This is a genomic window from Geodermatophilus sp. URMC 60 (assembly GCF_053502585.1).
Genome location: NZ_CP199958.1, coordinates 1,431,588 through 1,447,807 on the forward strand (window position 1 = coordinate 1,431,588; position 16,220 = coordinate 1,447,807).

The 16,220-nt window shown below is 76.3% G+C and carries 20 protein-coding genes; 8 read left to right on the top strand and 12 right to left on the bottom strand.

Going from position 1 to position 16,220, the window contains the following annotated elements; translation table 11 throughout:
• Positions 1–75: 75 nt before the first annotated feature.
• Positions 76–621, bottom strand: a complete 546-nt coding sequence (locus tag ACWIX3_RS06875) for a type II toxin-antitoxin system PemK/MazF family toxin (protein ID WP_448611330.1) — start codon at positions 619–621, stop codon at positions 76–78.
• 167 nt (positions 622–788) lie between these two features.
• Here ACWIX3_RS06875 and ACWIX3_RS06880 point away from each other — a divergent pair, with 167 nt between their 5' ends.
• Positions 789–986, top strand: coding sequence for a hypothetical protein (locus tag ACWIX3_RS06880; protein WP_448611331.1), 198 nt, complete (start codon positions 789–791; stop codon positions 984–986).
• A 190-nt stretch (positions 987–1,176) separates the two neighbouring features.
• Here the strand turns inward: ACWIX3_RS06880 and ACWIX3_RS06885 are convergent, their stop codons facing one another.
• Together ACWIX3_RS06885 and ACWIX3_RS06890 are read right to left on the bottom strand one after the other, a co-directional pair.
• Positions 1,177–1,602, bottom strand: a complete 426-nt coding sequence (locus tag ACWIX3_RS06885) for a VOC family protein (protein ID WP_448611332.1) — start codon at positions 1,600–1,602, stop codon at positions 1,177–1,179.
• A 67-nt stretch (positions 1,603–1,669) separates the two neighbouring features.
• Entirely contained in the window at positions 1,670–2,269 is a 600-nt protein-coding gene (locus ACWIX3_RS06890) for an MSMEG_1061 family FMN-dependent PPOX-type flavoprotein (RefSeq protein ID WP_448611333.1), read from the bottom strand.
• A 33-nt stretch (positions 2,270–2,302) separates the two neighbouring features.
• Here ACWIX3_RS06890 and ACWIX3_RS06895 point away from each other — a divergent pair, with 33 nt between their 5' ends.
• Entirely contained in the window at positions 2,303–2,692 is a 390-nt protein-coding gene (locus ACWIX3_RS06895; RefSeq protein ID WP_448611334.1) for an acyl-CoA thioesterase, read from the top strand.
• A 23-nt stretch (positions 2,693–2,715) separates the two neighbouring features.
• On the opposite strand, the gene ACWIX3_RS06900 is transcribed toward ACWIX3_RS06895, so the two are convergent.
• The 6 genes from ACWIX3_RS06900 to ACWIX3_RS06925 form a co-directional block, all read right to left on the bottom strand.
• A complete protein-coding gene (locus ACWIX3_RS06900) occupies positions 2,716–3,399 on the bottom strand; it encodes a DUF2182 domain-containing protein (RefSeq protein WP_448611335.1) in 684 nt (227 codons plus the stop codon).
• A gap of 148 nt (positions 3,400–3,547) precedes the next feature.
• Positions 3,548–4,150 carry a DUF1326 domain-containing protein gene (locus tag ACWIX3_RS06905; RefSeq protein WP_448611336.1) on the bottom strand — a complete coding sequence of 201 codons (603 nt, stop codon included), beginning with the start codon at positions 4,148–4,150 and terminating at the stop codon, positions 3,548–3,550.
• Positions 4,151–4,235: 85 nt separating this feature from the next.
• On the bottom strand, positions 4,236–5,786 hold the full coding sequence (locus ACWIX3_RS06910; protein WP_448611337.1) for a cobyric acid synthase: 1,551 nt from the start codon (positions 5,784–5,786) through the stop codon (positions 4,236–4,238).
• The gene (locus ACWIX3_RS06915; RefSeq protein ID WP_448611338.1) at positions 5,783–6,442 is read right to left on the bottom strand and encodes a lysophospholipid acyltransferase family protein; all 660 of its coding nucleotides are present in this window, start codon (positions 6,440–6,442) and stop codon (positions 5,783–5,785) included. The genes ACWIX3_RS06910 and ACWIX3_RS06915 overlap by 4 nt, the downstream gene beginning before the upstream one ends.
• Positions 6,443–6,546: 104 nt before the next feature.
• On the bottom strand, positions 6,547–7,284 hold the full coding sequence (locus tag ACWIX3_RS06920) for an ANTAR domain-containing response regulator (protein ID WP_448611339.1): 738 nt from the start codon (positions 7,282–7,284) through the stop codon (positions 6,547–6,549).
• Between the two features lie 233 nt (positions 7,285–7,517).
• Positions 7,518–8,474, bottom strand: coding sequence for a cobalamin biosynthesis protein (locus ACWIX3_RS06925; RefSeq protein WP_448611340.1), 957 nt, complete (start codon positions 8,472–8,474; stop codon positions 7,518–7,520).
• A gap of 44 nt (positions 8,475–8,518) precedes the next feature.
• On the opposite strand from ACWIX3_RS06925, the gene def reads away from it, so the two are divergent.
• Genes def through cobM form a run of 3 tightly spaced genes read left to right on the top strand, consistent with a single transcriptional unit; the run spans position 8,519 to position 11,117 of the window.
• A complete protein-coding gene (gene def / locus ACWIX3_RS06930) occupies positions 8,519–9,076 on the top strand; it encodes a peptide deformylase (RefSeq protein WP_448611341.1) in 558 nt (185 codons plus the stop codon).
• The gene (gene cbiE / locus ACWIX3_RS06935) at positions 9,073–10,380 is read left to right on the top strand and encodes a precorrin-6y C5,15-methyltransferase (decarboxylating) subunit CbiE (RefSeq protein ID WP_448611342.1); all 1,308 of its coding nucleotides are present in this window, start codon (positions 9,073–9,075) and stop codon (positions 10,378–10,380) included. The genes def and cbiE overlap by 4 nt, the downstream gene beginning before the upstream one ends.
• The gene (gene cobM, locus ACWIX3_RS06940) at positions 10,377–11,117 is read left to right on the top strand and encodes a precorrin-4 C(11)-methyltransferase (RefSeq protein WP_448611343.1); all 741 of its coding nucleotides are present in this window, start codon (positions 10,377–10,379) and stop codon (positions 11,115–11,117) included. The genes cbiE and cobM overlap by 4 nt, the downstream gene beginning before the upstream one ends.
• Positions 11,118–11,224: 107 nt before the next feature.
• Here the strand turns inward: cobM and ACWIX3_RS06945 are convergent, their stop codons facing one another.
• Positions 11,225–12,316 (bottom strand): cobalt-precorrin-5B (C(1))-methyltransferase, encoded by a 1,092-nt coding sequence (locus ACWIX3_RS06945; RefSeq protein WP_448611344.1) that lies wholly within the window; start codon positions 12,314–12,316, stop codon positions 11,225–11,227.
• Positions 12,317–12,342: 26 nt separating this feature from the next.
• Here ACWIX3_RS06945 and ACWIX3_RS06950 point away from each other — a divergent pair, with 26 nt between their 5' ends.
• On the top strand, positions 12,343–13,083 hold the full coding sequence (locus ACWIX3_RS06950) for a cobalt-precorrin-6A reductase (RefSeq protein WP_448611345.1): 741 nt from the start codon (positions 12,343–12,345) through the stop codon (positions 13,081–13,083).
• Between the two features lie 66 nt (positions 13,084–13,149).
• Here the strand turns inward: ACWIX3_RS06950 and ACWIX3_RS06955 are convergent, their stop codons facing one another.
• Positions 13,150–13,542 (bottom strand): hypothetical protein, encoded by a 393-nt coding sequence (locus ACWIX3_RS06955; RefSeq protein ID WP_448611346.1) that lies wholly within the window; start codon positions 13,540–13,542, stop codon positions 13,150–13,152.
• Between the two features lie 34 nt (positions 13,543–13,576).
• On the opposite strand from ACWIX3_RS06955, the gene ACWIX3_RS06960 reads away from it, so the two are divergent.
• Entirely contained in the window at positions 13,577–14,263 is a 687-nt protein-coding gene (locus ACWIX3_RS06960) for an HAD hydrolase-like protein (protein WP_448611347.1), read from the top strand.
• Positions 14,264–14,326: 63 nt separating this feature from the next.
• Positions 14,327–14,818, top strand: a complete 492-nt coding sequence (locus ACWIX3_RS06965) for an FBP domain-containing protein (protein ID WP_448611348.1) — start codon at positions 14,327–14,329, stop codon at positions 14,816–14,818.
• Positions 14,819–14,957: 139 nt separating this feature from the next.
• On the opposite strand, the gene ACWIX3_RS06970 is transcribed toward ACWIX3_RS06965, so the two are convergent.
• Positions 14,958–16,169: an MFS transporter gene (locus ACWIX3_RS06970; RefSeq protein ID WP_448611349.1), complete on the bottom strand. Its 1,212-nt coding sequence runs from the start codon at positions 16,167–16,169 to the stop codon at positions 14,958–14,960.
• Positions 16,170–16,220: the final 51 nt, after the last annotated feature.

Below are 16,220 nucleotides of genomic sequence, written 5' to 3' on the forward strand. Positions count from 1 at the left end.
CGCCGGTCGCTCGGCCGGGACGTCCCTGACCGAGCCCGCCGCGCCGGCCGTCACGGGCGGCGGCGCCGAGGGCGGTCAGCGGTGCAGGTCGCGCAGTGCCGTCACCACGTCGTCGAACACCGCCCGCCCGACGGCCGCGCCCTCGCGGCGGGCCGAGCCGGGCGGGACGAGCAGCAGCCGGTCCAGCCGCACCTCGCTGGGCCGGCCCCGCGGGTCCCAGCCGCCGCGGCCGACGTCCATCCACCGGCGGCCGTGCCGGGCCTCGGCGGCGGCGTCCCGGTCGTGGTCCTGGCTGGAGAGCATGAGGCCGACCAGGTCCGGCCCGCGGCGGCCGACGACGAGGACCGGGCGGTCCTTGCCGCGGCCGTCGCCCTCGTCGTAGGGCACCCACGCCCAGACGACCTCGCCGGGGTCCGGCCGGCCGTCGTCCTCCGGACGGTGCACCAGGTCGACGCCGTCGAGGCCCCCGGCCAGGTCGCGCACGCCGCCGGCCGCGGCGGGCGCGACCCGGCTGGGTGCCGCAGGAGGTGCCGGGTGGGGCTCGGCAGGCCCCAGCGCCGTCCGCAGCAGCGACCTGAGCGTCCGGGACCTGAGCACCCGGGACAGGAAGGGTCCGGCCATGCCCGGCACGGTACGGGCGTGACACCTGGGACGGGTGGGGAACGCGGGGTGTTCCGTGTGACACACAGGTACCAATCGGTCACGAGGACGGTTGCGCCGGCCGATGGAGGGGCACCATGTGCGCACGGGGGCCGGGCACAGCTGTCCCCCGGGAGAGGGGGGCCGTCATGACCTCGGCCGAGCCGCTTCCCCCTGCCCAGCCGCGGGGGCGCGAGGTGAAGGCGAGCGTGCTCGCCGCCTTCCAGCTCGTGGAGGACGCCCGCTACCTGGGCACCGGCCGGCGCAGCCGGCACGGGCGCCGGCGGGCGCTCGCCGAACGCACCGTCGCCTACCGGAAACTGGCCCGGGACCTGCGCGTGGGCTGAGGAAGGACCCCTGCCCCCCACCGCTCGCGAGCTGGCGGCGGGACCCTGCAAGGGGCCGCCGTCCTCCCACCCTGCGTCGAAGGGCCCCTGCTCCCCGCCACCCGCGAGCTCGCGGCGGGACCCCGCAGGGGGCCGGCGGGGCCCGGGACGGGGCCGTGCCGGGGCGGCCCTCCCTGACCAGGGTCCTTCCTCAGGCGACGCAGAACTCGTTGCCCTCGGGGTCGGCCAGGGTGACCCACTCGAAGGGGCCCTGCGAGGCCCGGTAGAGCTGGGTGGCGCCCAGTCCGAGGACCCGGGCGACCTCGTCCTCCCGCCGGTCCGCGCCGACGTGCACGTCCAGGTGCACGCGGTTCTTGACCGTCTTGGCCTCGGGCACCCGTTGGAACAGCACGCGCGGCCGGCCCGGGTCGGGCGACCTGAGCGCCGCGCCCGACCGCCACACCAGCGCACCACGGTGGGTGGTGGTGTCCTCGGTCGAGGCCGCACCGGACTCCACCATGCGGCGGATGAACGCCTCGTCCTGCGGTTCGACCTGCCACCCGAGGACCTCGGCCCACCAGTCGGCCAACCCGTGCGGGTCGGCGCAGTCGATCACGATCTGGACGTCGGCGGCCATGTGCGGACGATAGGGCGGCCCACTGACAGGTCCTTCGTCAGAGCTCCTGGGCCGGCTCGGTCGGTCCTCAGAGTTCTGCGGCGAGCTCCGCGCGCATCGCCTCCTGGCCGGGCAGTGGCGTGCTCAGCCCGCAGTGGTCGCGCAGCACCTCGCCCAGCGACGGGAAGGTCGAGCGCTCGACCTGCCGCTGCGGGTCCCACAACCCCGAGCGCATGACCGCCTTGCCGCACTGGAAGTACGCCCGCTCGACGGTCAGCACCAGCACCGACCGCGGCGGGCGGCCGAACTCGGTCAGGTCCAGGCCGAGGTCGTCCGGACCCACGAGGGCCGTCGTCCCGAAGACCTTGAGTGTCTCCTCGAAGCCGGGCACGAAGAACAGCAGGGCGGCGCGCGGGTTGCCCACGGTGTTGCGCAGGCTGTCCACCCGGTTGTTGCCCTGCCGGTCCGGGAGGGCGAGCGTCCGCTCGTCGAGGACCCGCGCGAACCCCGGGTCACCGCCGCGCGGGGAGACGTCCGGCCAGCCGTCGGGAGAAGCCGTGGCCAGCGTGGCGAACGGCGACAGCGCGATGAAGGCCCGGCAGTGCCGGTCCAGGTGGTCGACGACCTTGTCCTGCACCAGCTGCGAGGGCGGGCGGTAGCCGGCCAGGACGTCGGGAGCGGTGTCCACGGGTGCACCGTAGCCCGGCTAGCCTGGCCCTCCGTGCCCGCACAGTGGAGCTCCCCGGTCCGGTACGTCGAGTGCGACCAGCAGGGCGTCGTCTTCAACGCCCACTACCTGACCTGGGCCGACGAGGCCTCCAACGCGTGGTGGACCGCCCACGGCCTGCCGTGGGACGAGCTGGTCGCGAGCGGCGTCGACCCGGTGGTCAAGGCCAGCTCCCTGGAGTGGACGTCGTCGGCGCGCTTCGGTGACACCGTCACCGTGGACGCCGTGACCGAGAAGGTCGGCCGCACCAGCGTGACCGTGCGGTTCACGGTCCGGGTGGGCGAGCGGGTCTGCTGCGTCGTCCGCACCACCTACGTGTGCATGACCGAGGCCGGCAAGGCGCCCTGGCCCGACGACGTGCGGGCGCGGCTCACCGCGGGTTGAGTTCGTCGGACCTGGGTGACGGGTCAGGAGGCCATCGGTCTCATCTCGTCCATCGGACCGCTGTCCGGGACGGCGAGGCCCGGGACGGCGTCGGGAGCGGCGAGCAGGAGCACGCCGAGGACGAGCAGCAGTGCGGCTGTCCCGTACGTGGCCACCCGACGCCACGGGAGGGTTTTCTCGACGGCGATCAGGCCGGCCACGAAGGCCATCCAGGCGACGCTCATGACGCCCAACGCGAACAGCGACGCCATCAGCGCCCAGCAGCAGCCGACGCACCAGGCACCGTGCTGCGCGCCCATCCGCAAGGCGCCCGACAGGCCGTTCCGCCAGGCGCCGAGCAGGAAGCCCAGCGGGCTGCGGCACCTACCGAGGCAGACGTCCTTGAGCGGGGTCAGTTCGTAGAGGGCCGCGACCAGGAGCGTCGAGCCCGCGACCCACCGGCCCGCGCGGTCCCACGCGAACACGTCCCCCGGGATCCGGGTCAGCGCAGACCCGATCAGGAACGCAACCACGCCCGCGCCGGCCCACACGACGAGATAACCCCCCGCGAAAAGCAGAGGCGAGAGCGGAGCCCGCTTCCGGGTCATGCGCGAGTACAGGGCGACCGTCGGCGCGACCGACGGCAGCATCATCGCGGCCATCATCACGACCCACACGCCGAGGAACCAGCCCAGCGCACCGAGGCCGGTCCACGGCCCGTCGTCCATGCCGCGCATCCGATCGGCCGTCCACCACCACCCGACGGCGGCGAAGGCGAACAGGGCGAGGACCAGTGCCAGGCGGACCCGTACCGCGGCGAAGGCGGGGCCGAGGTCCCAGGCACGAGAGAGTTCCCGCGCCTGGATCCTCGACGCGTCAGGCGGCCCAGGAGAACTCGGCGGTCGAGACACCGGTCTTGCCCTCGTACTGGATGCCGAAGGCGTTGATGTGCGAGTGCCGTGCCTCGGCCATCGTCAGGTCGGGCGCGACCGGGTGGAACGCGCCGTCGAACCGTACGGGCCGGCCGGTCTCGGACCCGAACGGCACGATATCCTCGACCTCGAAGTCGATCGCGTCCCCGACCCGGACGCTGTGCCGCAACCCGTCCTGGCTGATCTCGATCGGGGCTCGCTCGGCCCCGAGCACCTCGCCCACGAGCGGGGCCAGGGCGGCCATCGGACCGCCCAGCTGCCCGCCGAACACCTGGACCAGCTTGTCGAACTGCTCGTCGGTCGCCTGCTCGTCGACGAACACACCGAGCCGCCAGTTCCCGTCGGTCATGACCTTCGGTGTGTCGATGATCGCGACGACCTTGCGGCCTCCGATGTCGGTGCCGCCGACCTCCCCCTCACGGATGTCGAACACCAGGGTCGCCCGACAGAAGTCGTAGGTGGCACCGTGGCTGAAGGAGAGGTTGCACGGGCACATGAGCTCGCACGAGCAGGTCTCGAAGTAGCTCCCCCTGAGGTTCCACGACATCGCGGGGCTCCCTCCACGAGGCGGCAAGTGTCCGTCCGGCGGGACAGACGGGTCAACCGCCTCCCGCACCCTCGTCAGGGTCGGCTCACCGGGGGGTGAGCGCGTCCCCGGGCGGGAGCAGCGGCAGGCCGTCGGGGGCGCCGTCCTCGACCAGCCGCCAGAGCGCGTCGGTGTCGGCGTGCTCGGCCACCAGGTCCCCGAGGGCGTCCAGCCGCCGCTCGCGGACGGCGGCGAAGTCGGTGTCCGGGGCGGCCACGAACCGCCGTCCGGCCACTCGCGCGACCTCGGTGAGGAACGCCCGCCGGAAGCCGTCGACCTCCAGCGCCCCGTGCCAGGTGGTCCCGAAGACCGACCCGGCGCGGGCGCCGTCGAGGAAGGGCTCGGCAGGCAGGTCGTGGGAGAGCCAGTCCACGGTCACCACCCCGTGGTGGATCTCGTAGCCGCGCACCGGCTGCCCGAACGCCCTGCCCACCGGCCGGCCGAGGGTCTTCTCGGGCGCGAAGCGGACGTCGGCCGGCAGCAGCCCGAGCCCGGGCACCGTGCCGGCCCGTGACTCGACGTCGTCGGTGATCGTCCGCGCCAGCATCTGGGAGCCGCCGCAGACGCCGAGCACCGCGCGGCCGGCGGCGGCGTGCCGGGCGACGGCGTCGGCCAGGCCGGTGGCGCGCAGCCAGCCCAGGTCGGCGACCGTCGCGCGGGTGCCGGGCAGCACGACCAGGTCGGCGTCGGCCAGCTCCTCGGGGGTGGTCGCGTAGCGGACCAGCACCCCGGGCTCGGCGGCCAGCGCGTCGAGGTCGGTGAAGTTGGACAGCCGCGGCAGCCGGGCGACGGCGACCCGCAGCACCTCCTCGCCGTGCGGGGGCCCGGCCGACGAGACGCCGGTGGGGACGCCGAGGGAGTCCTCGACGTCGACCGCCGCCCCGGGCAGCCAGGGCAGCACCCCGAGGGTCGGCCGGCCGGTGAGCGCGGTGAGCCGGTCCAGCCCCGGGCGCAGCAGCCGGACGTCGCCGCGGAACTTGTTCACCAGGAAGCCCGAGACCAGCCGCTGGTCGGCCGGTGGCATCAGCGCGACCGTGCCGTACAGCGCCGGGAAGACCCCGCCCCGGTCGATGTCGCCGACCACCACCACGGGCAGCCCGGCCGCGGTGGCCAGGCCCATGTTGGCGATGTCGTCGGCGCGCAGGTTGATCTCGGTGGGGGAGCCGGCGCCCTCGCAGACGACGACGTCGAACCGGGACCGCAGGTCGGCGAGCGAGGCCAGCACCTGCTCGAGCAGCGCCGCCTTCATCGGCCGGTAGGACAGCGCGGTCACGTCGGCCACCGCCCGGCCGAGGACGACGACCTGGCTGGAGTCCTCGCCCCCGGGCTTGAGCAGCACCGGGTTCATCGCGGCCTCGGGCTCGACGCGGGCCGCGGCTGCCTGCATGACCTGGGCACGTCCGATCTCCGCGCCGTCGACGGTGACCATGGAGTTGTTGCTCATGTTCTGCGCCTTGAAGGGGGCGACCGACGCCCCCTGGCGGACCAGCCAGCGGCAGATGCCGGCGGTCACCACCGACTTGCCGGCGTCGGACGTCGTCCCGGCGACGAGCAGGGCGCCGCCGGAGGCCGGGCGCCGGGGAACGGTGCCGCTCATGCCGCCGGCTGCCCCCAGCCGGCCTTCTCCTGGCCGGAGAGCTCGGCGATGGCCTCCATGATCCGGTCGGTCACCACGCGGCGGGCGCGGCCGTTGCCCGCCATCCCACGCTGCTCGGGGAAGGTCAGCGGCTTCCCGAAGGTGACCGACACCTTGTGCGGCCGCGGCCAGCGGGAGTCGACCGGCTGCACCCGGTCGGTGCCCGCGACGGCCACCGGGACGACGGGGCAGTCGGCGGTGAGCGCCAGCCAGGCGACCCCGGTCTTGCCCCGGGCCAGCCGGCCGTCGCGCGAGCGGGTGCCCTCCGGGTAGATGCCGAACCCCTCACCGCGTCGCAGCACGCCCAGCGCGGTGTCCAGCGCCTCCTGCGCGGCCCGCGACGTCTGCCGCTGCACCGGCATGGCGCCCAGTCCGGTGAACAGCGTCCGGGTCAGCCAGCCGCCGATCCCCGTGCCGGTGAAGTACTCCGCCTTGGCCAGGTAGTGCACGCGGCGCGGCGCCGACAGCGGGATGACCATGCTGTCGATGAAGGACAGGTGGTTGCTGGCCAGGATCACCGGGCCGGTGGGCGGCACGTTCTCCCGTCCCGTCACGTGCATGCGCAGAGCAACGTGGAACAACGGGCGCAGCAGGAACCGGACGACCAGGTAGAGCACGCCGCGTTCCCCTCTCGGCTCGGGGACCGCCGGCGAGCACCGGCGTCAGCGGCATCCTCTCCTGCGGCCGGGAAGCGATGGCCTCCCGGGGCGCACGGCGCGCCTCAGTGGTGCGGGCGGGGTGGGCAGACGTCCCGGATGAGGGCCTGGATGTCCTCGGGCAGCCCGGCGTGCCCGGCGGCCGACTCGACGATGGCCACCGCGACCTCGCGCACCTTGCGGTGCGAGTTGCTCGAGATGTGCGCCAGCAGGTCGAAGGCCACCTGCTCGCTGCAGCTGGTGAGCAGCATGAGGATGCCCTTGGCCTGCTCGATCGCCGCCCGGCTGCTCATCGCGGTGCGCAGCTGGGCGACCTCGGTCTCCAGGGCCTGCACCCGGTCGTCCCCGGTCCCGGCCGCCCCCGGACCTGCCGCCGGCGGGCGTGGCTCCGGGGGGACCTCGACGAGCACGCCCTCCAGCGCGTCGACCGTCCCGGCTGCGTCGACCACGGGCTCGCCGACGAGGACGGCGGGGCGCTCCAGTCCGCCCCGGCTGCCCAGCCGCACCCGCAGGGCGAAGGGCACGCCTGCGGTGCAGGCGGCGGTGATCGCGTCGAGCGCCCGTGGCCGGTCGCCGGGGTGCAGCGAGTGGACCAGCAGCTCGGTGCACGGGTGCCCACCGTTGCGCGCCAGGTTGAGCAGCACCGACATCTCCGGGGACCAGCTCCACGTGCCGGTGCGCCGGTCGTAGCGGTACCGGCCGGCCATCCGCCGGGCGGCGGGGAGGGGGCGTGCCGGCGGTGCGGTGGGAGCGGCCCGGGAGACGGTGCTCCGGGCGACGGTGGGGGAAGGGGTCGCGGTCATCTCGACTCCACGGGGTGCCACCGGGCCGAACCCGGTCGGGGCGCCGCAGGCCGTGGGTTCGACCTCAGCGGTACGCCGGTGACCACGTGTCACCAGCCGCTCCGTGTCACCGGACCGTACGGTGTCGCGGAGCGACACGCCCGCCCGTCGGTGCCGTTCCGGTGGCGGCTTCGCGTGTCCTCGTGTGCCGGACCGAGAAGCGTGACGCACCGCTTTCGAGCCATGCCGCTGCGTCAGCTTCGGGGCAGCGCCCGGGACGCGGCGGCGAGCGCGGCGGCCGCCGTCCACACCGCGCGGGAGAGCCGCACGGCGCGCGGGACGTCGGAGGCCGCCGGCGCCCGGCCGTCGCCGAGCGTCGGGCGGTGCTCCACCCGGCTGCCGTAGACGTTGCGGCCGCCCAGCCGGAGGTGCAGCGCGCCGGCCAGGGCCGCCTCGCAGCGGCCGGCGTTGGGCGAGGGGTGGGCCGCGCCGTCGCGGCGCCACACGGTCCACGCCCCGCGCGCCGAGCCCCCGACCAGCGGCGCGGACGCCACCGTGAGCGCCGCGGTGAGCCGCGCGGGCAGCCAGTTGGCGACGTCGTCGGTGCGCGCGGCGGCCCAGCCGAAGCGGGCGTACCGCGGCGAGCGGTGCCCGACCATCGCGTCGAGGGTGTTGACCGCGCGGTAGCCCAGCAGGCCGGGCAGCCCGGCCACCGCACCCCACACCAGTGGCGCGACGGCGGCGTCGGAGGTGTTCTCCGCGACCGACTCCACCGTGGCGCGGGCCAGTTCCGGGACGTCGAGCCCGGAGGGGTCCCGGCCGGCCAGGGTGGGCAGCAGGGCGCGGGCGGCCGGGAGGTCCACGGGGTCGAGCGCGTGCGCCATCGCCGTCCCGGCGCGGCCCAGGGAGGTGCCCCCGAGCACCGTCCAGGTGGCGGCGGCGGTGACCAGCGTGCGGACGGCGGGCCGGCCGCGGGTGGCGCGGTCGAGGGCGACGCCCAGGGCGGCCGCCGCGCCGGCCAGCAGCCCGGCGTACCCCACCCCGGCGGCGCGGGTGTCGCGCCAGAGCGGGCGCTCCAGGGCCGCGGCGGCCCGGCCGAACCCGGCCACCGGGTGCCACCGGCGTGGATCGGCCAGCAGCAGGTCGGCGGCGGCGCCCAGGGCCAGCCCCGCGGCGGTCGGGAGGTCACGCGCGGGCAGCACGGCGGTCATCGTGCCAACCGGCCCGCGTGGGGGCGTCCCTAGGATCGACGGTCATGCGCCTGCCCGGCCGTTACAGCGGCGTCGCCCGGCCGATCGTCACCTACGGCAGCAACCCGGTCCTGCACCGGCCGTGCGCGCCGGTGGGCGAGTTCGGCAAGGGCCTCCGCCGGCTGGTCCTGGACATGTTCGCCAGCATGGAGGCCGCCGACGGCGTGGGCCTGGCGGCCAACCAGATCGGCGTCGACGCGCGCGTCTTCGTCATCGACTGCCCGGACGCCGACGGCGAGGACGTCGTCGGCTACGTGGTCAACCCGGAGCTGACGATCCCGCAGCCGCACGAGGGCGAGCCGGCCGAGGAGGTCACCGAGGAGGGCTGCCTGTCGGTGCCCGGCCCCTACGCCGAGCTGCCGCGGGCCTTCCGTGCCCGGGTGGACGGCGTCGACGCCGACGGTGCACCGGTGTCCATCGAGGCCACCGGGATGGCCGCCCGCTGCCTGCAGCACGAGGTCGACCACCTCGACGGCACCGTCTACGTCGACCGGCTGCCGGAGGAGCTCCGCGACCGGCTGCTCGCCGAGGCCGCGGGCCCGGCGGGGGAGCTGCCGGCGTGACGGCCGCCGCCGGAGCACCGCAGCGGGCGCCGGCGCACGGTTCCGTCCCCGGGCGAGGCGGGCGCACCCCGGTCGTGGTCGTCGGCATCGGCGCGGACGGCTGGGACGGTCTCTCGCCGCGGGCCCGCCGGGCGGTCGAGGACGCCGACGTGCTGCGCGGGAGCGCCCGCCAGCTGGCCCTCGTGCCGGCCGGCGTCCCCGCCGAACGGGTGCCCTGGCCCTCGCCGATGGCCCCGGCGCTGGCCGGGTTGCTGACGCAGCACCCGGGCCGGCGGGTCGTCGTGCTGGCCAGCGGCGACCCGATGCTGTCCGGCGTCGGCAGCTCGCTGGTCCGGCTGCACGGCGCCGACGCGGTCGAGGTGCTCCCGCACCCGTCGTCGGTGACGCTGGCCTGCGCCCGGCTGGGCTGGGCGGTGGAGGAGACGCAGGTGGTCCCCGTGGTCGGCCGGCCGGTCGAGCTGGTCGTGCCGCACGCCACCCCGGGACGGCGGCTGCTCGTGCTCGGCTCGGACACCCGGACCCCGGCCGCGGTCGCCGCCGTCCTCGCCGACCGCGGCTACGGCGCTAGCCGGCTGGTCGCCCTGGCCCAGCTGGGCGGGCCGGCCGAGCAGCGCTTCACCGGCACCGCCGCCGGGTGGCCGCACGCCGAGACCGACCCGCTCGTGGTGACCGCCGTCGAGGTGGTCGCCGATGCCGGCACCGTGCTGCTGCCGACCGTGCCCGGCCTGCCCGACGACGCCTACGCGCATGACGGGCAGCTGACCAAGCGCGACGTCCGCGCGGTCGCCCTCGCCCGGCTCGCGCCGCTGCCCGGCCGGCTGCTGTGGGACGTCGGCGCCGGCGCGGGCTCCGTCGGCATCGAGTGGATGCGGGTGCACCCCTCCTGCCGGGCGGTGGCCGTGGAGTCCGACGTCCCCCGGGCCCGGCGGATCGGGGAGAACGCCGCGCGGCTCGGCGTCCCCGGGCTGCAGGTGGTGGAGGGCCGCGCCCCCGCGGCGCTCGACGGGCTGCCCGCGCCGGACGCGGTCTTCGTGGGGGGTGGGCTCACCGGCGAGGGGCTGCTGGAGACGTGCTGGGAGGCGCTGCGCCCGGGCGGCCGGCTGGTGGCCAACGCGGTGACGGTGGAGGGCGAGGCGGTGCTGGCGCGGTGGCGCTCGCGGGTCGGCGGCGAGCTGACCCGGCTGTCGGTCGCGCACGCCGCGCCCGTCGGGAGCTACACCGGCTGGCGGCCCGCCATGCCCGTGACCATCTGGAGCGCCGGGAAACCGGCCAACTCCGCGGAGAGCGCCGGAGGTGCCGCATGACGGTGTACTTCATCGGGGCGGGTCCGGGGGCGGCCGACCTGGTCACGCTGCGAGCCGCGCGGCTGATCGCGTCGGCGCCGGTCTGCCTCTACGCGGGCGCGCTGGTGCCGCGCGACCTGCTCGACACCGCGCCGGCCGGCGCCCGGCTGGTCGACACCGCCGATCTCGACCTCGACCGGATCACCGCCGAGCTGGTCGCGGCGCACGAGGCCGGGTACGACGTGGCCCGGCTGCACTCCGGCGACCCGTCGATCTGGAGCGCCATGGCCGAGCAGATGCGCCGGCTCGACGCCGCCGGGGTGCCCTACGAGGTCGTGCCCGGCGTCCCGGCGTTCGCCGCGGCTGCTGCGTCGCTCAAGCGGGAGCTGACCGTGCCGGGGGTGGGGCAGACCGTCGTCCTGACCCGGACCAGCGCCCGCTCCACCCCGATGCCGCCGGGCGAGGAGCTCGCCGCCTACGCGGCCACGGGCGCGACGCTGGTGCTGCACCTCGCCGTCCAGCGGATCGCCGAGCTCGCCCCCGAGCTCGCCGCGCACTACGGGGACGACGGCCCGGTCGCCGTGGTGGCCCGCGCCAGCCGGGACGACGAGCTGGTGCTGCGCGGCACGCTCGCCGACATCGCCGGGCAGGTCGCGGCGGCCGGGGTGCGGCGGACGGCGGTGGTGGTCGTCGGCCCGGTGCTCGCGGCAGCGGAGTTCCCCGACAGCCACCTCTACTCGAGCGCCCGGTGTCGTTAGTGGGCGGACCCCCTCCCCCCCACCCCTCGGGGAAGGACCCCGTCCTCCTCGCCACTCGCAGGCTCGGAGCGAGCCTCCGGACAGGGCCGGCCCGGGAGGGGGCCGGATCACGACCTGCCGACCACGGTGCCGGCCCGGTCGACCACCACGACGTCGACCTCGACCGGGGCCCCGCGCAGCACACCGACTGCCGTCTGCCGGGCGCCGGCCGCCACCAGGTCGCCCAGCGGCAGCCCGGCGGCCTGGCACTGGTGCAGCGCGTCGAGCGCGGTGTTCGCGCCGCGCACGCCCTCGACCAGCTCCGGCGCCCCGCCGGCGTCGCGCACCATCGCGGCGAGCGACTCCGTCGACACCTGCGAGCGGCCCGAGTGCAGGTCGAGGTGGCCGTCGGCGAGCTTGGCCAGCTTGCCGATCCCGCCGGCCACCGTGAGCCGCGGCACCGGGTGCCGGCGCAGGTACTTCAGCACCGCTCCGGCGAAGTCGCCCATGTCGAGCAGCGCGTCCTCGGGCAGTCCGTACAGCTCGGTGACCACCCGCTCGCTGGTCGAGCCGGTGCACCCGGCGACGTGCGTGTGCCCGGCCGCCCGGGCGACGTCGATGCCGCGGCGGATCGAGTCGATCCACGACGAGCAGGAGTAGGGGACGACGACGCCCGTCGTCCCCAGGATCGACAGCCCGCCGAGGATGCCCAGCCGCGGGTTCCACGTCCGCCGCGCCAGCTCCGCGCCGTTCTCCACCGAGACCTCGACGACGACGTCGCCCGTGCCGCCGTGCCGGGCGGCGACCGCGGCGACGTGCTCCCGGATGAACTGCCGGGGCATCGGGTTGATCGCCGGCTCGCCCACGGGGAGCGGCAGCCCGGGCTTGGTCACCGTCCCGACGCCCTCACCGGCCCGGAAGACCACCCCGGACCCCGGCTCGCCGGGGGTGACCCGGACCGACACCAGCGCGCCGTGGGTGACGTCGGGGTCGTCGCCGGCGTCCTTGACCACACCCACGGTGGCGACGCCGTCCCCGAGGTGTTCGGTCGCCAGCGCGAAGGTCGGGTGCCTGTCGTTCGGCAGGTCGATCTGCACGGGGTCGGGGAACTCGCCGGTCAGCAGCGCGGTGTAGGCGGCGGTCGTCGCGGCGGTCGCGCAGGCGCCCGTCGTCCAGCCGTAGCGCAGCCCCGTGCTGCCCTCACGCCCCGCACCGGTCACGTGATCAGCATGCACGGGCGGCGGGTGTGACCGGCCGGGTGCTGGTCCTGGGCGGGACGGGCGAGGCCCGCCGGCTCGCGGAACGGCTGGTGGCCGAGGGCGTCGACGTGCTCAGCTCGCTGGCCGGCCGCGTGGCCGACCCGGTGCTGCCGCCCGGCGGGGTGCGGATCGGCGGGTTCGGCGGGACCGCGGGCCTGGCGGCGGCGCTCGACGGCGTGGCCGCCCTCGTCGACGCCACCCACCCGTTCGCCGCGACCATGACCGCGCACGCGGCGACGGCGGCCGCGACGACCGGCACCCCGCTGCTGCGGCTGCAACGCCCCGGGTGGACGGCGCAGCCCGGTGACGACTGGCGCTGGGTGGACTCCCTGGCCGACGCCGCGACCGCGGTGGACGGCTGCGACTCGGTGCTGCTGACCACCGGCCGGCAGGGGCTCGCGGCCTTCGCCGGGCTGCGCGCGCACTGCGTCGTCCGCTCGGTGGACCCGCCGGAGCCGCCGCTGCCGGCGCGCGCCACGGTGGTCCTCGCCCGCGGCCCGTTCACCGTCGAGGACGAGCGGGCCCTGTTGACCGCGCACCGGGTCGACGTCGTCGTCACCAAGGACAGCGGCGGGTCGATGACCGCCGCCAAGCTGACCGCGGCCCGGCAGCTCGGCGTCCCGGTGGTCCTGGTGCGCCGGCCACCGCTGCCCGAGGGCGTGCCCGTGGTGCCGACGGTCGAGGAGGCCGCGGCCTGGGTGCTCGGGGGGCGGTGCCCACGAGCCTGACAGCGCCCGTCCCCGTCCAGGGGCCCGCCCCGAGCCTGCGAGGGGTGGGGAGGACGGGGTCCCCTCTCAGGCGGTGGGCGAGCGGAACGCCCAGGCGGTCAGCCAGACCGTGCCCACCGTGATCACCAGGGCCAGCGGCACGTGCGTCGCGATCGAGCCCGAGCTGCCCAGCGCCGCCTGCACGAAGGTGAGCACGAAGCCCGCCGCGGCCAGCGCGGCCGGCCACCACACCCGCGTGCGCCGCCCGTGCAGCACCGTGGCCAGCAGCAGCAGCCCGGTGGTCACGTGCAGGGCGATCGCCCCGGCGCCGTGGCCGCCGGTCGCGTCCTCGCCGACCATGATCCGGCCGGCGGAGAGGAACTGCCAGAACAGCACCAGCACCGACAGCACCGCGGCTGCCTGCACCGGCCGGAGCGTCGAGACGGGGGCTGCCACGGCGGTGTCGTGGGTCCGGGTCATGGGTCCTCCGGGCGGGTGACGGCAGGAGAGGTGCTTGAAGATCGAAGCAGATGACCGCGTTCCGCGCCAGGGGCTCGCTCGCCGCCTGGTGCTGTTCGACCTCGACGGCACGCTGGTCGACTCCGCACCCGGCATCTGGGCCTCGGTCCGCGCCGCGGCCGACGTGCTCGGCCTGCCGGAGCCGACGCCCGAGCAGCTGCGCGGGATGGTCGGACCGCCGCTGCAGGACGGGTTCGCCCTCGTCCTCGGCGTCCCGGCCGACGACGTCCCGCGCGCGGTGGCCGCCTACCGCGCGCACTACGCCGCCGGCGCGCTGCTCGACGCGACCGTGTACCCCGGCGTCCCCGGGCTGCTGGCCGCACTGGCCGGCGCGGGCGCCACCCTCGCCGTCGCCACGAGCAAGCCGGAGCCCTTCGCCGTCCGGCTCCTGGAGCACGTGGGACTGCTGCCGTCCTTCGCCTCCGTGCACGGCGCGACCCTCGACGGCGCCGTGCGGCACAAGGACCAGGTGGTGGCCGCCGCGCTGGCCGCGCACCCCGACCGCGAGCGCCCGGTGCTGGTCGGCGACCGGGCGCACGACGTGCTCGGCGCAGCCGCGCACGGGCTGCCCTGCATCGGTGCCGGCTGGGGCCCCGCGCCGCCGGGCGAGCTGGCCGGCGCCGGAGCGGCGCTGGTGGCGGCCACCCCGGAGGAGGTCCTCGCGGCCCTGGAACTCGGGTGACCGGCCGGCGCGGTTCGCGCATGATGTCCGCCGGCGGTCCGACGACGGGGAGGAGCAGGCACGGTGCGCGCGCTGACGGAGAAGCAGGTGCGGCGGTCCTTCGTCAACTGTTCCCGCGGCGAGGCCGAGGCCCTGACGCTGCCGCGCACCTTCGCGGAGACCCCGTGGGAGGAGCTCGTCGTCCTGGGCTGGCGTGATCCGCGGGCGCCGTTGCGCGGCTACCTGGTGGTCGAGCGCGACGGGCGGCCGGTCGGGGTCGCCGTGCGGGCCGCCGACACCCGGATGTCCTCGGCCACGCCCGCGATGTGCCTGCTGTGCCAGACGGCGCAGGCCGGCAGCGACGTCTCGCTGTTCACCGCGCGCCGGGCCGGGGAGCCGGGTCGGAACGGCAACACGGTCGGCACCTACGTCTGCGCGGACCTGGCCTGCGCCGTCCGGGCGCGCAGCGAGATCCCGCCGTGGCTGCGCGAGCGCGACCCGGAGGAGGTCGCCGCCGAGCGGACCGCCGAGCTCGAGCAGCGGGTGCACGGGTTCCTGGACGCCGTCCTGCGCTGACTCCTCCGGCGCGGGTGACGTGCTGGAACGGTCACCCTCCAGGGGCCCACCGGCCCCGTCCCGGGTCCCGCCCCGAGCGGGCGAAGGGAGGGGAGGACGGGGTCCTTCCACGAGGCGTGGGGGAAAGGGTGGTCCTCTCTCAGACCGGTACGGGCTCGGGACGGCGCTGGGCCGCGCGCCGGTGCCGCTGCAGCCCGGCCACCGCGCCGAGGGCCAGGGCGATCACCACGACGCCGTACACCACGGCGGTCGGCCGCAGCCCCACCGCGCCCGACGCCAGCCCCGCGACGACGGCCGGGATGCTGAAGGCCAGGTAGCCGACGACGAAGACGCTCGAGAGCAGCCCGCCGCGCTCGCCGGGCGCGACGCCGGCGGTCACGGTCGCCACCGCGCCGAGGAAGGCCGCGCCGAAGCCGAACCCGGACACCGCAGCGGCGGCGAAGAACAGCGCGGCGCTGCCGGTGGCCAGCGAGACGATCGTGCCGCTGACGCCCGCGGCGAAGACCAGGCAGCCGGTGGTCATCGCGGTGTGCGGGGCGATGTTGCGCAGGCTCACGCCGCCGACGGCGCCCATGCCCTGCATCGCCACGATGACCAGGCTGCCGACGAGGTGGTCCTCCAGGCCGAAGACGCCGGCGGCGACCGACGGCCCCAGCGAGAGGTAGAGGCCGCCCAGCGCCCACATCGCCACCAGGCACGGCGACGCGACGAGGAACGCCGCCCGGTGGGCGGCGGGCACGTGCACCCGCGGCCGCAGCGAGGCGAGTGCACCCGGGGTGCGCGGCGAGGACTCCGGCAGCAGCAGGGCCACACCGGCGGCGACGGCGAACAGCGCGGTGAGCGTGCCGAACACCCAGTCGGTGGGGGAGGGCACGAAGTCGACCGCCAGCCCGGCGCTCACCGCGCCGAGCGCCAGGGCGAAGCCGGGGGAGGCGCTGTTGACCAGGGCGCCGAGAGGGCGGTCGGCGCGCTGGTGGTCCAGCAGCGTCGCGCCCAGGGCGCCGGTGAGGCAGCCGACCGACAGCCCCTGCACCACCCGCGCTGCCAGCAGCCAGCCCACCGAGTCGGCAGCCCAGAACAGCGCCATCGCGACGACCTGCAGCAGCATCCCGGCCACGATCACCGGCCGGCGTCCGACGTGGTCCGACAGTGCCCCGGCCACGAGCAGCGTGGCGAGCAGTGCGAGGGCGTAGATGCCGAAGACCGTCGTCAGCACGCCGGCCGAGAAGCCGAGACGCTCCTGGTAGACGCGGTAGAGCGGCGAGGGGACGCCGGAGGCCGCGAGCACCAGGACGAGCAGCGCGGCCGCCGTCCAGAACGGGACGGCGCGGGACGCGCGGCGGGCGGGCACGCAACAGCGCAAGCCCGACGGCCGCGCCCGCATTCCCGCGCGTCGGCGCGG

Bases quoted from the DNA above. Each gene is read 5' to 3' on its own strand.
- ACWIX3_RS06875 (WP_448611330.1), bottom strand. From the start codon at position 621: ATGGCCGGACCCTTCCTGTCCCGGGTGCTCAGGTCCCGGACGCTCAGG.
- ACWIX3_RS06880 (WP_448611331.1), top strand. From the start codon at position 789: ATGACCTCGGCCGAGCCGCTTCCCCCTGCCCAGCCGCGGGGGCGCGAG.
- ACWIX3_RS06885 (WP_448611332.1), bottom strand. From the start codon at position 1,602: ATGGCCGCCGACGTCCAGATCGTGATCGACTGCGCCGACCCGCACGGG.
- ACWIX3_RS06900 (WP_448611335.1), bottom strand. From the start codon at position 3,399: ATGGACGACGGGCCGTGGACCGGCCTCGGTGCGCTGGGCTGGTTCCTC.
- ACWIX3_RS06905 (WP_448611336.1), bottom strand. From the start codon at position 4,150: ATGTCGTGGAACCTCAGGGGGAGCTACTTCGAGACCTGCTCGTGCGAG.
- ACWIX3_RS06910 (WP_448611337.1), bottom strand. From the start codon at position 5,786: ATGAGCGGCACCGTTCCCCGGCGCCCGGCCTCCGGCGGCGCCCTGCTC.
- ACWIX3_RS06920 (WP_448611339.1), bottom strand. From the start codon at position 7,284: ATGACCGCGACCCCTTCCCCCACCGTCGCCCGGAGCACCGTCTCCCGG.
- ACWIX3_RS06925 (WP_448611340.1), bottom strand. From the start codon at position 8,474: ATGACCGCCGTGCTGCCCGCGCGTGACCTCCCGACCGCCGCGGGGCTG.
- def (WP_448611341.1), top strand. From the start codon at position 8,519: ATGCGCCTGCCCGGCCGTTACAGCGGCGTCGCCCGGCCGATCGTCACC.
- cobM (WP_448611343.1), top strand. From the start codon at position 10,377: ATGACGGTGTACTTCATCGGGGCGGGTCCGGGGGCGGCCGACCTGGTC.
- ACWIX3_RS06955 (WP_448611346.1), bottom strand. From the start codon at position 13,542: ATGACCCGGACCCACGACACCGCCGTGGCAGCCCCCGTCTCGACGCTC.